Genomic DNA, 13,317 nt, shown 5'->3' with positions numbered 1-13,317 from the left:
TGTTCGTCATGAAGTTGCTCATAGCGCATCGGCGAGTGGTAACCGATGCCGCTATGACGACGGCCAACGTTGTACCAACCTTCGATCCACGAGAACAGCGCTTGCCATGCTTGCTTACGTGTATCGAACGCATGCGGGCGAGCAATTCGCATTCGAGTGTCGCGAAGAAGCTCTCGCACATGGCGTTGTCGAAGCAATCCGCCACGGTCCCCATCGACAAACGCATGCGAGCCTCGCGGCAGCGGCGGCCGAAGGCGATCGAACCTCTGGCGTTCGCCCGGCCTTAACCAGATCGACGATCCGCGTCCGAAATTCGGGTGGGTATGGGTTGCGGTGCTTTCCCATGATGGGCACCTCCTGAGCAAAAGGAATCGTCGCAATCGATACCCTTCATCCGATGTAGTTTTCGCGCTTATGGGCTGACTACTCTTCGCGACACCTGCTTCGAAGCAGGTTTCGACCACCTACAAATCGAACGCCATTTCGATCATGCGAACGCGACGGCCGCGCCCGATATGCAACGCGCGTTTTTTCTCGTGCGTGCCTCGTGCATGTAGTGCATCGCGTGTCAGGAGATTATCTATGCTTCCTCAAGTTCAATCCTTTCACGACGTAGTGACGGGCACCGTCGGTCACGTCGTTTATGCGGGCGTCGGTTCGTCCTGCGCCGTAATTGATTCCGTGCTGGATTACGACGCGGCGTCGGGACGCACATCGACGGCCTCGCTCGATCGCATCGTCATGTTTATCCGAGAGTACCAACTGGATGTCACATGGATTCTCGAAACGCATGCGCATGCGGATCATCTGTCGGGCGCGGTCGAGTTGAAGCGCCGCGTGGGCGGAACCATCGCGATTAGCGAGCGTATCACCGACGTGCGTTCGCTGTTCTCGGCGACGTTCGATCTCGCCGACGAACACGGTTTCGATCATCTGTTCGGCCCTGACGAGGAGTTCGCGCTCGGCACGCTGCGGGCGCGCGCGATTCCGACGCCGGGACACACGCCCGCCGACATGGCCTATCTGATTGGCGATGCGTTGTTCGTTGGCGATACGTTGTTCATGCCCGACCTCGGCACGGCGCGTTGCGATTTCCCGGGTGGCGACGCGAGAACGCTCTATGTGTCGATCCGGCGGCTGCTGGCGCTGCCCGCATCGACTCGCGTATTCGTCTGTCATGACTACCCGCCTGCGAGGCGAGGCGTGCGCTTTTCGGCGACGATCGCCGAACAACGTCAACACAATATTCATGTGCGAGAGGGCATCGGCGAAAGCGAGTTCGTTGCGATGCGAACGACGCGCGATCTCACGCTGAAGGAGCCCGCGCTGCTATACCCTGCGATGCGGGTGAATCTGCACGGCGGACATCTGCTCGCCGCCGACAACAATGGCCGCCTCATGACGCGGCTTCCGGTCGAAGAAGCCCATTTCGTGGAGGGGGCTCGTGATCAAGGCGCTGCGCCTGTTGTTTGGGCGCGCCCGTCCTGGCGGCGGCATCGCGTTGTGCACCGACCCGGAAGCGGCGAACGGCGGATGCATCGATGGAGAGGCAATACCGCCGTCCGCGGATACCGGCGCGACATCTGTCGTGCCGACCGACGAAGAAATCGAACTCATGCGCTATCTGCTGCTGCCGATCGCTGGTGCCTATTGAACGCGGCATTGCTGATCGCCAATGAAAACCTTTGACGCGAGATCGGACCGCCTCGCTGCGGCGGTCGGCCGTTTGTCGCGCGACTTGCTTTGAGGACCCTTCCAGATGCGAAATCAAGCAAGACTCAACACGTCCAGTTCGCGCAAGCGCAATGCCGGATCAATCGCCATACGCCTTCTGCCCGCGATCCTGGTGCTGCTGGTCCTGGTCGCGAATGCGTTCGTTCTTGGCATCGCAGCATCCCGCAGTGGGAAGCGTCCGTTCCCATGATGCATCTGGCGCAGTTGAAAAGCCGGGGTGTATCAACTATCAAATGGCGCGTTCTCGATAAGATCGCACACGTTGGGGCAGGAAAAGCCGTGCACGTGGCGGTGTCCAATGTCCACGAGCCCCGTACCGATTGCAGTATGAGGCTTGCGAGCGACCACTGCGGTCAGCGCTTCGATGAACGAGGTCTTCATTCCCACGCGCGGATACAGCTCCAGAATTTCGTCGACAAGCGAAGGCGTGATTTCGTCGAGACGCAGCCCAAACACATCGACATGGGTGCCGAAATGAATCAGCGCAACTTCCGGTTGCTTGCGATCCGCAATTCCCGCCGACGTATGTAGTGCGATCGCATCCCAGACCAGCTCAACCTTGTCCGTGGGATAGTGGTTGGCTTCGAGAAAGCGGCTGGCGGCATCCGCACCGTCGACTTCGAATCGCTGCTCACCCGCGTACTGTGATGTGAGTCCGAGGTCGTGCAGCAGGGCTGCGAGATACACCAGTTCGCGGTCGTATTTCATTCCCCGTTTCTTGCCGATGAATTCGGCGAACCACCATGTCCGGTGCACGTGGTGCAGCAATGCTGACGAATGGATCTGTTCGACCAGGGAGGCCGCCTTCTGCGCAAGTTGAGAGTCCGGCGCGATGACTCCTCCGACCGTCAATGGGTGCTTCATCACTTCACCTCTTGCAAGGGGGGATTCCAGTTCAAGTGATTCTCCAGGCCGCGAGGAGAACACCGTACGTTCAATTTACTATTCCCAACACCATCCGCAACGACAATGTGCCATGCGCACCCATGCTGCCTCCGGGAACTCAAATCGCGCGAAACACGCGTAGCAAGCGAGGCACGGCGGTGACGCCGTCGCCGACTTCGAGCCGCAGCGCGCGCCAGGCGTCGCGATCGAGCTCGGCCTCGAGCAAGTTGCCGCCGCGGCCTTCGAGCTCGACGCGCACCGAGCCGCCGAAGGTCACGACACGCCGCACGTTGACGACGATACCGCCATCTGGCACTTCGCGCTCCCCGCTGGCGCCGGCGCGCGGGTAAAGCGCCAGATCGTGCGGACGCACGTAAGCGCGCGCCGGCCCCGAGAAGTCGGCGGTGACCGAGATCGGCTGCGCCGCGCCGTCCGCGACGAAGCCGGCTGCTTCGACGCGGCCGCTCAGGCGATTCGCGGCGCCGAGGAACTCGTAGACGAACGACGTCCGCGGACGGTCGTACAAGTCCTGCGGCGCGCCGGCCTGCTCGACGCGCCCGTGGTTCATGACGACGATGCGGTCGGCCACCTCGAGCGCCTCCTCCTGGTCGTGCGTGACGAAGATCGTCGAGATATGGAGCTCGTCGTGCAGGCGTCGCAGCCAGCTGCGCAGCTCCTTGCGGACTTTCGCGTCGAGCGCGCCGAACGGCTCGTCGAGCAGCAGCACCTTCGGCTCGACGGCGAGCGCTCGAGCGAGCGCGGTCCGCTGCCGCTGGCCGCCCGACAGCTCGGACGGATAGCGCTGCGCGAACCCGTCGAGCTGCACGAGACGCAGCAGCTCGCGCACCTTGTCGCGAATCGCCGACTCCGAGGGACGCTGCCCGCGCGGCTTCACACGCAGCCCGAACGCGACGTTCTCGAACACAGTCATGTGCCGGAACAGCGCGTAATGCTGGAACACGAAGCCGATCTGCCGCTCGCGCGCGCCGACCGGGCCGACGTCCTGCCCTTGCAGCACGACCTGCCCCGCATCGGCATGCTCGAGTCCCGCAACCACCCGCAAGAGCGTCGTCTTGCCACAGCCGGACGGGCCGAGCAGCGCGACAAGTTCACCCGGCGGAAAATCGAGCGACACGTCGTTAAGCGCGGTGAAGTTGCCGAAGCGCTTTTGCAGGTTGCGAACGGTAATGCCCATGGTGGAATTCCTCCTTATTGGACCAGTTGGGTGGCGCCGCGCACCGTGACGGCGGCCTGCGGGCGGACGGCGGCGCCCGCGGCGCTCGCCGCGCCCTCGCCGGCACCGCCGGCAAGCGAACGCTCCCGCGCCATCCCACGCTCGGCGAGCAGCTTCAGGCCGAGCGTCACGAGCGCGAGCAGCGCGAGCAGTGACGCCACGGCGAACGCGGCCGAAAAGTTGTACTCGTTGTAGAGGATCTCGACGTGGAGCGGCATCGTATCGGTCTGGCCGCGGATGTGTCCCGAGACGACAGAGACCGCGCCGAACTCGCCCATCGCGCGGGCGTTGCAGAGAATCACGCCGTACAGGAGGCCCCATTTGACGTTCGGCAGCGTCACGCGGCGAAAGATCTGCCAGCCCGACGCGCCGAGCACGTGTGCGGCCTCCTCCTCGTCGCTGCCCTGCGCCTGCATGAGCGGGATCAGCTCGCGCGCAACGAACGGGAAAGTCACGAAGATGGTCGCGAGAACGATGCCCGGCACCGCGAAGATGATCTGCACATCGTGACCGGCAAGCCACGTGCCGAACCACCCTTGCGCGCCGAACATCAGCACATAGAGGAGCCCCGAGATCACCGGCGAGACCGAGAACGGCAGATCGATCAGCGTCGTCAGGAGCGCCTTGCCCCTGAACTCGAACTTCGCGATCGCCCACGACGCCGCAATTCCGAACGCGAGATTCAGCGGCACGGCGACCGCCGCGACGAAGAGCGTGAGCCTGATCGCGGACCATGCGTCGGGATCGGCGAGCGACGCGAGGTAGAAGCCGACGCCCTTTGCAAAAGCCTCATAGAAGACGGCCGCGAGCGGCACGACGAGAAAAAGCGCGAGGAACGCGAGCGCCGTGCCGGTCAGGAGCCAGCGGACCGCGCGCCGTTCCGTGACGGGGTCCGGACGGCGCGCGGCGGACCCTGCGGTTTTGGTTGCGGGCCGGGTCATCGCGTGCCTCCTTCGGCCACGGGCGCGGCGCTCGCCGGCGCGGAGGACGCCATCCGGCTCGTGCGCCGCTGCAATGACCATTGCAGCGTGTTGATCATGAGCAACATCAGAAACGAGGCGACCAGCATCACGACCGCGAGCGCCGTCGCGCCCGCGTAGTCGTACTGCTCGAGCTTCGTGATGATGAGGAGCGACATGATCTCCGATTTCATCGGCACGTTACCCGCGATGAAGATCACCGAGCCGTACTCCCCAAGCGCGCGCGCAAACGCGAGCGCGAAGCCGGTCAGGAGCGCGGGCGCGAGCGCCGGCAGCACGACGCGCCGGAATGTGAGCCAGCGCGACGCGCCGAGGCACGCGGCGGCCTCCTCCTGCTCGCGCTCGAACTCTTCGAGTACCGGCTGCACCGTCCGCACGACGAACGGCAGGCCGATGAACGTCAGCGCGATGAGCACGCCGAGCGGCGTGAACGCGACTTTGATGTCGAGCGGCTCGAGGAACCGGCCGATCCATCCGTTGCGCGAATAGACGGCGGCAAGCGAGATGCCGGCCACCGCGGTCGGCAGCGCGAGCGGTAAATCGACCACGGCGTCGACGATGCGCTTGCCCGGAAACGGATAGCGCACGAGCACCCACGCGACGAGCAGGCCGAACCCGGCGTTCAGCAGTGCGCCGCCGAACGCGGCGGAAAACGTCAGACGGTAGGACGCCAGCACGCGCGGCGCGCTAACCGCGTACACAAATGGATTCCAGTGCAGCGTGGCTGTCTTCAGGAACGTCGCGGCGAGCGGAATCAGCACCACGAGGCTCAGATACGCCACCGTGATACCAAGCGTCACGCCAAAGCCGGGCAGCGCGCTCGGCTTGCGAAAAGTGAAGGTCGTCATGTTGATGCTCTTTCAGGTGCGGCTCGATGAAGCCGATCAGCGGGCTGGCGCGTCGCGACGCGCGCGTCCCCTTATGTCCCGGTCGTGCCAGCCGGGGCCTCGCGCCTTTACTGCGGCTGGTAGATCGAATCGAATACGCCGCCGTCGGCGAAGTGCGTCTTCTGCGCATTGGCCCAGCCGCCGAACGTGTCGTCAACCGTGTACAGCTTGAGCTTCGGGAACCTGTCCGTGAGCACGGGCGGCACCCTATTGGAGCGCGGACGGTAGAAGTTCTTCGCGGCAATCTCCTGCCCTTCCTCGCTATAGAGAAACTGCAGGTAGGCCTCGGCGACCTTGCGCGTGCCGCGCTTGTCGACCACTTTGTCCACCACTGCAACCGGCGGTTCCGCGAGAATGCTCGCCGACGGCACGACGATTTCAAACCTGTCGGCGCCGAACTCCTTGCGCGCGAGAAACGCGTCGCTTTCCCAGGCGATCAGCACGTCGCCGATCCCGCGCTGCGCGAAGCTCGTCGTCGCGCCTCGTCCGCTCGAATCAAGCACGCCCGCGTTCTTGTACAGCTTCGTGACGAACGCCTTACCCGCCTGCGCATTGCCGCCCGGCTGGTGCACCGCGTACGCCCAGGCCGCGAGGTAGTTCCAGCGCGCTCCGCCTGAGGTTTTCGGATTCGGCGTCACGATCGAGACGCCGGGCTTCACGAGGTCGTCCCAATCCTTGATGTGCCTGGGATTGCCCTCGCGCACGAGAAACACGATCGTCGACGTGTAGGGCGACGCGTTGTCGGGCAGGCGCTTCTGCCAGTTCCTGTCGATGAGGCCGCGCTCGGCCAGCACGTCTATGTCGTAGGCGAGAGCGAGCGTCACGACGTCGGCCTGCAGGCCATCGAGGACCGAGCGCGCCTGCGCGCCCGAGCCGCCGTGCGACTGATTGAAGGCCACCGTCTCGCCGGTCCGCGCCTGCCATGCCTTGCCAAACGCCCGGTTGACGTCCTGATACAGCTCGCGCGTCGAGTCATACGATACGTTCAGGAGCGCCCCGCTCCCCGCATGTGCGTTGCCAGTCAGGCACGTTGCCAACGCGACGTACAGGACAAGCGCTGCAATCCGCTTCCAGATCATTCCTGCAGGCACAAAACCGTGAAGTCTCCGCCCTGTTCTTCCGGACGTCATTCGCTCATAAATCATTTGCATACCAATTCCGATTTGAATCCAGATCCTTCTGGCCAGGGTCGCCGGGTCGAAGGACGCTTTCCTATACGCCGCCGATACGCGTCAATAGCATCGGCGGCGCGCCACGATGCTGCGAGGGAGCACTGTTGCTTCCAGCAGCGTCAGAGGTGGGCCAGCCTCGCGATCGATATTCCCGCGCCACAAAATATGTCATTCTCGTCACGACAGTCACGGCCAACCATTCGAGCGTCATCATAAGAAGCAACCATCGACCGAAAAACCCTTCTGACGCACTTGACTGTCTCCATCAGGAAACGATGATCGAACGATTGACTGATATGCCAGACGGTTTCGCCTGGCAGACGCCGCGCCATAGCGTGCACTCTGAAAAATTTCGCTGAGTAGCAGTCGTGGCAATGGAGCGCGCAAATCGATTGTTTCCGTGAGGCGCAACTGAGTTGTATTTGCGCTAGTTTTCCGACGGTGAGATGTGGGTAGACTCAAATCCATGAAGTCGATGGATCTCTGTGAGGAAGCGCCGAAAGCCATCATGAGATGCACGTAAGCATGCCGCCTGGGTTCTTGCTGGCGCGCTTCGTACAGGCATGGCCAATGTCCTCGACATACCAGCTGCTCCCGAACCGGTGGGCGAAAATCCGGCGTACGAAGAGGGGCACACGGCATGAGCACACCTATCCTCGTCTTCGTTGCACTGTTCGTCCTAGTCAGCATGCCCGGCATGTTTGCGTCACGATGGCGGCGTGCCGATCTCTCCGGTATTCAGGAATGGGGACTGGCTGGCCGGCGCTTCGGCACGCTCATGGGCTGGTTGATCGGCGGTGACCTGTACACGGCGTACACCTTCGTTGCCGTACCCGCGCTCGTATTCGCCGCGGGAGCCGCGGGATTCTTTGCGATTCCGAACGTCGCCATCGCATTTCCGCTCGGCTTCCTCGTGCTGCCGCGCCTATGGCGCGCTGCACGCCAGCACGGACACGTGACGGTCGCCGACTTCGTCGAACACCGATTCAGGAGCCGGCCGCTTGCGCTCGGAATCGCGCTGACCGGCATTCTGGCCACCATGCCCTATATCGCCTTGCAGCTTGTGGGCATTCAGGTCACGTTGGGCGCGCTCGGCTTTCCCACGCACGGGTGGCAGGGCGAGTTACCGCTTCTCGTCGCGTTCGGCGTGCTTGCCATCTACACGTGGTCGAGCGGCCTTCGCGCGCCAGCCATCATCGCGGTGGCCAAGGACCTGCTGATCTATACGACCGTCATCGGCGCTATCGTCGTCATTCCTGCAAGGCTCGGCGGCTTCGGGCATATGTTCGAAACCTTGCCCGCAGCGAAGCTGCTGCTCAAGGCACCGGACGCCGCTGGCCTCAATGGCCACTCGAGCTACGCGACATTCGCACTCGGATCCGCGCTCGCATTGCTGCTGTATCCGCACGCAATGACCGCGACCCTGGCGTCGTCCTCCGACCGTGTCATTCGCCGCAACATGGCGCTGCTTCCCGCGTATTCGCTGATGCTCGTGTTCGTCGCGCTGCTCGGCGTGATGGCGCTTGTCGCGGGCGTCGGTGCAATGCCGTTCGCCGAGCACGGCTTTCGTGCGTACGATCCGCTGACATATCGCAGGACGTGCTCCGACGCAGGATTCGAGTTCGTACATATCGGGCGCTACACCGAAAAGCGGGTCGTGCACGCAGCCGCTCAAACCGGTCGCGAGTTCCTTCTTGTTCGAGCCACTTGCAAATGATTCAACACGCTTCATGAAATTTCATGATTCCCAATGTTGAATCGTTCTACGACACCGCGACCGGCATCTTGAGCCATATCGCTTACGCCGGCACCCCATGCGCCGTGATCGATCCGGTTCCGGACTACGACGCTGGAACGGGTCGCACGATCAGTGCACCGAGCCTGCTTGCCGAATAGAACGGTTCAAGGTGCTCCATGCAGGGAATCTCTCACAAGCGCGATCGCTGCGGCTCTCTCCTCACCTGCAGGGACGGCGACGTCGGGTACCACGCCTTTGCCTTCCCATCCCACCGTGGAGTGAGGGGCAACCACCATTTTCTCCGGAAGGACCATTCTCAATCCGTGTCCCAGTTCGATGTACACAACGGCAATTCCAGCCCCGTAAGTACGTTGTCCGAAGATAGTGGCGCGTTTGAGATTTTGCATCGCGAACGCAAAACCTTCTGCAGCAGACGCCGTACGCGAATTTACAAGAATGTAGACTCTGGCATTCGGCATGCGTGGACCCGGATCATAGGCGTAGGTCCATTCCTGTTCGTCCTGACCTCGATCTTTATAGAACCCGTTAAGGTAAAACTTCTCTTCCCCGACCTTATAGAAGTATGAAGCCAGCAGCCAAGCGCGGCGCCCGTGCGGCCGGCGACGCAGTCAATCGCCTTCGCGATGCCATTGCCGCCAGTGGCCGTCTTCAACTGCTCGGACCAGTTTTGGTCCGCAGTGCATAGCACGACGTCACCCCCAAGCGCCTTGATTTCCGCGACCTGCTCTTCGCGGCGAACGAGGTTGATGGTGCGGAACCCCTGCGCTTTCGCGATCTGCAGGACGAGCCGACCGACCGTCGAGCCGGCCGCGCTCTGCACAAGGCAGTCGCCGCGCCCGAGCTGGTGCTCGCTCATCGTCATCGCCCATGCCGTCATCGGGTTGATGAGGGCCTGTGCTGCGTCCTCGTCGGAGATCGCCTGCGGTACAGGTATCGCACGGTCGGCCGGACTAATAGCCTGCTCTCTCCAGGTTCCGGGCACGTCCAGCAAGACGACACGCTCGCCTATCCGCGTGCGAGGCACGTCGTTGCCCACGGCGTCGATGATGCCGACGCCCTCGGATCCCGGTGAGGCCGGCAGTTCCGGCTGACGCTGGCGGGCGAAACGACCACGGATCACGTGCAGGTCGGACGGGTGCACCGGCGCCAGCAGCATCCTCACGCGGACTTCGTCCGGCCCGGGCGTGGGATCGGCCGCATCACGCCAGTGAACCTCCTCTGACGGCTCCCCGTTGCGTTCGAATATCAGGGCCTTCATGTACTGTCTCCTTCACCTGCGTAGGTATGAACGTACGATGCCCAACGGCTCGCGCCCTTTGGCAACGGTGGGTGCCAGACACTTTCACGACGGACGGCGACTCGCTGCATGGCTACGCGTACTGCTACGGCCGCACTTCCTCGGGGAATAGTAAAAGGTGGTCAATAGGAGGCGTGACGGTCGGTTTGTCGCGCTGCCCGGGTCGAGGCCCGTCCGACAATCACTCCGGTTAACCATGGAAAAATTCGGGCCACACAAACAAATCTCCGTTTTGATATCGAGCGATACCTGTAGAAAGACTGCGGCGAAAGCCCGGCTTTCACCGCAGTCGATTGAGTTCATGCCCCGGCTAGTTCCAGATCTGACTAATGCACTCAACCCTCGCTCGGCTCATATGGCGACGCCCGGTTTTCCAGCTTCCATTTCTTCTCAGCTTCCGTGTCAGGCCGAGGTGGTCGAATGCCATCGATCAACCACAGCTCTCGCGGCGTTTCGCCGACGTGCAACTCGTAGTGATAGCCCCGCTCCTGGACAAATGGCGCAATCGCAGCGTTCGCCTTGCGCAACCACGACTCAGTCCACACAGGGTCCTTGGCAATGTGCCTGGCGAATTGATCTAATCGGATTCTGACAAAATCGTCCCGCGACACTCCCCCCATAAAGAAGGAGTCTTTCGGCTGTTCGTGAAACAGTACACCGACGTAGAAGCGAGGGATGATGTAAATGTCGGCAATTCGCTTCGCCATCTCCTGCTTGTCTTCTGCCGTGTAGGCACCGACGGGATGATAGATATTCCACAAAGGCATTTTTTCTCTCCATGCATCGATAGATGCCGCGTTCCTTATTCCAGAGCATCCAGATCCCCTGAAACAAAGGATGAACCAGACATGAGTGAGGCGGCGGTATGAATAGCCAAAGAATAGGCTACCGTTTGAAACCAATGCTTTCGCAACGCAGCATTTTTAGTGAATTCAGTCCCGCATCTATTGACGATGAGGAAGGCTGAGTATTTTGCGCGTCTCGTCGGGTGTTGCCACGTCCGCGCCAATGCTTCTGACGATACTGACCGCGCGTTTGACCAGTGCGGCGTTGCCCGGCGCCAGTTCCCCTTTGGCAAGATAAAGGTTGTCCTCGAGGCCGACGCGGACATGTCCTCCCAGAATCACACTCTGCGCCACGATTGGAAATTGAGCGCGCGAGATGCCGAATGCCGACCAGCGGGCGTTCTCGGGCAGATAGCGTTTCATCTGCAGAAGGCTCTCGGTGTCGGCGGACGCGCCCCATGGCACGCCAAGACACAGCTGAAACAGCGGAGCCTGCAGAATGCCCTGCGTTTCGATCAGGTGGCGCGCCAGCCGCACGTGGCCCAGATCGAACACCTCGATTTCTGGCTTCACGCCCGCTTCTTCAATCAAGGTTGCCATTTTGATCAAATGGTCGGGCACGTTCACGAATGCGCGACTGCCGAAGTTCATCGTCGCAATGTCCAGGGTGCAGATTTCCGGACGCAACTCGAGCACATGCCGCACGCGCGCCTCGGGCGTCATCATCGTACTCAGTTCGCTTCCCCGATTCGGGTCTTCGTCGCTGGGAACGAATCGTGCGCCTGGGCCCGTCGTCAGATTGATCAAAATCGGGCACCCGCTATCGCGGATGCGCGAGACGACTTCACCATAAAGCGACAACTCAGTGCTCGGAGCGCCTGTTTTGGGATCCCGTACGTGAATGTGCGCGATGCTCGCACCCGCTTCACACGCAGCGATGGCCTCATTGGCGATTTGCTCAGGCGTCACGGGCACTGCGGGGTTCAGCCGCGGTGTATCGTCGCTTCCTGTGAGTGCACAACTGATAATCGTCTTGCCTGTCATGATGTTCGTTCAAAAAGGTGGGAATTGAGCAATGCCATCGTGCGTTCACGCGGCCCGCGCGGGGCCGAACGGCGCCGCCCCAACGGGTGCAACCCTGATCAGCTTTTTGTTGACGAATTCGTCGAAGCCCAACTGAGACAGCTCCCGGCCAAAGCCTGAACGTTTGACACCACCGAACGGCAGTTCGGCCGCCGTGCCGAACGGCTGATTGATGAACACCATGCCGCTGTCGATCTGCGCGGCGACCCGCTCTCCGCGCTCGGTATCCGCAGTGAATACCGACGCACCGAGACCGTACGGCGTGCCGTTGGCAAGCGCAATTGCGGCTGCTTCGTCCTCGACGACGTGAAAGGCGGCCACCGGGCCGAACAACTCTTCGGCGAATACGGGATTCTGTGGCGAGATGTCGGTCAGGACGGTCGGCTGCAAATAGAAGCCCGGGCGCTCGACGCGCTTTCCGCCACACACGATGAACGCGCCATGCGAAGCCGCGCGATCGATTTGCTCAAGCAGCAGATTCAATGCGCGCTCGGAGGACAGCGGTGCGACTGCGGTGGCTGGATCGGCTGGATCGCCCGTCGACAGCGCGGCCATCTGCTTTGCGAAGCCTTCGAGGAAAGCGTCGCCGCGCGCCTTTCCGACCACGATGATTCGCTTCGATCCTACGCAACATTGACCCGCATTGAGCATTCGCCCCGCGACCGCGCTTTGAATCGCCCAGTCGAGCGGCGCATCCTCGAGCACGATGAACGGATCGCTGCCGCCCAGTTCGAGAACGACTTTCTTCAGATTCCGGCCGGCACGCTCAGCAACGGCAGCGCCGGCGCGCTCGCTGCCCGTCAGTGTCACGCCCTGGACGCGCGGATCGTCAATGACACGCCCCGCCTGGTCGATCGAAATGAACAGATTCGTATAGACGCCTTCGGGCGCGCCCGCTTCCTCGAACAACCGCGCAAAGGCCAATGCGGATTGCGGAACGCTTTCCGCATGTTTGAGCAGCAGGACGTTGCCGACCATCAGTTGCGGGCCGGCTACGCGCGCGATCTGGTAGTACGGAAAATTCCATGGCTCGATCCCGAAAAGCACGCCGATTGGCTCGATGTGCACGGTTGCGCCGGGCGCTTCGGCGAGTGGACGGGGTTGCAGATAGGTGCTCGCATGCTTTGCGTAGTAGTCGAGAATGTTTGCAGACGATTCCACTTCCTTGCGCGCTTCGCCGCCGCGCTTTCCCATTTCCAGCGTCAGATAGCCCGCATATTCGTCGGCCTTCCTGCGCAACAGCGCCGCCGCGCGCGTCATGATGCGCGCCCGATCGCTGACGGGACGACGGCGCCAGTCAGTTTCGAAAGCGCGCTGCGCGGCAGCGAGCTTCGTTTCGAGCAACTCGTCGGATATCTCGTCGTAGGTGGCAAGCAGTTTGCCGGTTGCAGGATTGGTAGTCGTGTATGGCATGAAGTTCTCCGCGAAAAAATGGCATCGAGTCAATGCGTCGGCACATGCTAACACCGTTAACACCTATCCGCGCCAGCTTTTTTAGCCA

The 13,317-nt window shown here is 62.0% G+C and carries 11 protein-coding genes and 3 pseudogenes; 3 read left to right on the top strand and 11 right to left on the bottom strand.

Going from position 1 to position 13,317, the window contains the following annotated elements; translation table 11 throughout:
* Positions 1–8 precede the first annotated feature (8 nt).
* Positions 9–262, bottom strand: a pseudogene (locus AB4Y34_RS01870) (integrase core domain-containing protein); the annotation flags it as partial.
* A 320-nt stretch (positions 263–582) separates the two neighbouring features.
* Here AB4Y34_RS01870 and AB4Y34_RS01865 point away from each other — a divergent pair.
* Positions 583–1,416: pseudogene (locus AB4Y34_RS01865) on the top strand (MBL fold metallo-hydrolase); the annotation flags it as partial.
* A 540-nt stretch (positions 1,417–1,956) separates the two neighbouring features.
* On the opposite strand, the gene AB4Y34_RS01860 reads toward AB4Y34_RS01865, so the two are convergent.
* From AB4Y34_RS01860 to AB4Y34_RS01840, 5 genes are all read right to left on the bottom strand, one after another.
* A complete protein-coding gene (locus AB4Y34_RS01860; RefSeq protein ID WP_176384194.1) occupies positions 1,957–2,598 on the bottom strand; it encodes an HD domain-containing protein in 642 nt (213 codons plus the stop codon).
* 139 nt (positions 2,599–2,737) lie between these two features.
* A complete protein-coding gene (locus tag AB4Y34_RS01855; protein ID WP_368715067.1) occupies positions 2,738–3,814 on the bottom strand; it encodes a sulfate/molybdate ABC transporter ATP-binding protein in 1,077 nt (358 codons plus the stop codon).
* A gap of 14 nt (positions 3,815–3,828) precedes the next feature.
* Entirely contained in the window at positions 3,829–4,794 is a 966-nt protein-coding gene (cysW, locus tag AB4Y34_RS01850; protein ID WP_255209026.1) for a sulfate ABC transporter permease subunit CysW, read from the bottom strand.
* Entirely contained in the window at positions 4,791–5,681 is an 891-nt protein-coding gene (gene cysT, locus AB4Y34_RS01845; protein WP_176384199.1) for a sulfate ABC transporter permease subunit CysT, read from the bottom strand. Before cysT ends, cysW begins: the two co-directional genes overlap by 4 nt.
* A 107-nt stretch (positions 5,682–5,788) precedes the next feature.
* A complete protein-coding gene (locus AB4Y34_RS01840) occupies positions 5,789–6,799 on the bottom strand; it encodes a sulfate ABC transporter substrate-binding protein (protein WP_176384222.1) in 1,011 nt (336 codons plus the stop codon).
* 733 nt (positions 6,800–7,532) lie between these two features.
* On the opposite strand from AB4Y34_RS01840, the pseudogene AB4Y34_RS01835 reads away from it, so the two are divergent.
* A pseudogene (locus tag AB4Y34_RS01835) lies at positions 7,533–8,441 on the top strand (sodium:solute symporter); the annotation flags it as partial.
* A gap of 191 nt (positions 8,442–8,632) precedes the next feature.
* Positions 8,633–8,788, top strand: a complete 156-nt coding sequence (locus tag AB4Y34_RS01830) for a hypothetical protein (protein ID WP_368715066.1) — start codon at positions 8,633–8,635, stop codon at positions 8,786–8,788.
* A 6-nt stretch (positions 8,789–8,794) separates the two neighbouring features.
* Here the strand turns inward: AB4Y34_RS01830 and AB4Y34_RS01825 are convergent, their stop codons facing one another.
* The 5 genes from AB4Y34_RS01825 to AB4Y34_RS01805 all read right to left on the bottom strand — a co-directional run bounded on the left by AB4Y34_RS01825 (position 8,795) and on the right by AB4Y34_RS01805 (position 13,229).
* Complete coding sequence (locus AB4Y34_RS01825; RefSeq protein WP_368715065.1) at positions 8,795–9,109, bottom strand: S41 family peptidase; 315 nt, start codon at positions 9,107–9,109, stop codon at positions 8,795–8,797.
* The gene (locus tag AB4Y34_RS01820) at positions 9,079–9,909 is read right to left on the bottom strand and encodes a zinc-dependent alcohol dehydrogenase family protein (RefSeq protein WP_368715064.1); all 831 of its coding nucleotides are present in this window, start codon (positions 9,907–9,909) and stop codon (positions 9,079–9,081) included. The genes AB4Y34_RS01825 and AB4Y34_RS01820 overlap by 31 nt, the downstream gene beginning before the upstream one ends.
* 374 nt (positions 9,910–10,283) lie before the next feature.
* Positions 10,284–10,715 (bottom strand): tautomerase family protein, encoded by a 432-nt coding sequence (locus tag AB4Y34_RS01815; RefSeq protein ID WP_176110404.1) that lies wholly within the window; start codon positions 10,713–10,715, stop codon positions 10,284–10,286.
* Positions 10,716–10,892: 177 nt separating this feature from the next.
* Positions 10,893–11,777, bottom strand: a complete 885-nt coding sequence (locus AB4Y34_RS01810) for a 3-keto-5-aminohexanoate cleavage protein (protein ID WP_368715063.1) — start codon at positions 11,775–11,777, stop codon at positions 10,893–10,895.
* A gap of 45 nt (positions 11,778–11,822) precedes the next feature.
* The gene (locus tag AB4Y34_RS01805; RefSeq protein ID WP_368715062.1) at positions 11,823–13,229 is read right to left on the bottom strand and encodes an NAD-dependent succinate-semialdehyde dehydrogenase; all 1,407 of its coding nucleotides are present in this window, start codon (positions 13,227–13,229) and stop codon (positions 11,823–11,825) included.
* Between the last annotated feature and the right edge of the window lie 88 nt (positions 13,230–13,317).

Source organism: Paraburkholderia sp. BR10954, assembly GCF_040965775.1.
GTDB lineage: Bacteria > Pseudomonadota > Gammaproteobacteria > Burkholderiales > Burkholderiaceae > Paraburkholderia > Paraburkholderia youngii.
This window is presented reverse-complemented; position numbering and strand designations above follow the sequence as displayed.

What these genes read in the sequence shown, in the direction of transcription:
- AB4Y34_RS01810 (WP_368715063.1), bottom strand. Translation starts at nt 11,777, where the DNA reads ATGACAGGCAAGACGATTATCAGTTGTGCACTCACAGGAAGCGACGAT.
- cysT (WP_176384199.1), bottom strand. Translation starts at nt 5,681, where the DNA reads ATGACGACCTTCACTTTTCGCAAGCCGAGCGCGCTGCCCGGCTTTGGC.
- AB4Y34_RS01830 (WP_368715066.1), top strand. Translation starts at nt 8,633, where the DNA reads ATGATTCCCAATGTTGAATCGTTCTACGACACCGCGACCGGCATCTTG.
- cysW (WP_255209026.1), bottom strand. Translation starts at nt 4,794, where the DNA reads ATGACCCGGCCCGCAACCAAAACCGCAGGGTCCGCCGCGCGCCGTCCG.
- AB4Y34_RS01855 (WP_368715067.1), bottom strand. Translation starts at nt 3,814, where the DNA reads ATGGGCATTACCGTTCGCAACCTGCAAAAGCGCTTCGGCAACTTCACC.
- AB4Y34_RS01860 (WP_176384194.1), bottom strand. Translation starts at nt 2,598, where the DNA reads ATGAAGCACCCATTGACGGTCGGAGGAGTCATCGCGCCGGACTCTCAA.
- AB4Y34_RS01840 (WP_176384222.1), bottom strand. Translation starts at nt 6,799, where the DNA reads ATGATCTGGAAGCGGATTGCAGCGCTTGTCCTGTACGTCGCGTTGGCA.
- AB4Y34_RS01820 (WP_368715064.1), bottom strand. Translation starts at nt 9,909, where the DNA reads ATGAAGGCCCTGATATTCGAACGCAACGGGGAGCCGTCAGAGGAGGTT.
- AB4Y34_RS01825 (WP_368715065.1), bottom strand. Translation starts at nt 9,109, where the DNA reads ATGCCGAATGCCAGAGTCTACATTCTTGTAAATTCGCGTACGGCGTCT.
- AB4Y34_RS01815 (WP_176110404.1), bottom strand. Translation starts at nt 10,715, where the DNA reads ATGCCTTTGTGGAATATCTATCATCCCGTCGGTGCCTACACGGCAGAA.
- AB4Y34_RS01805 (WP_368715062.1), bottom strand. Translation starts at nt 13,229, where the DNA reads ATGCCATACACGACTACCAATCCTGCAACCGGCAAACTGCTTGCCACC.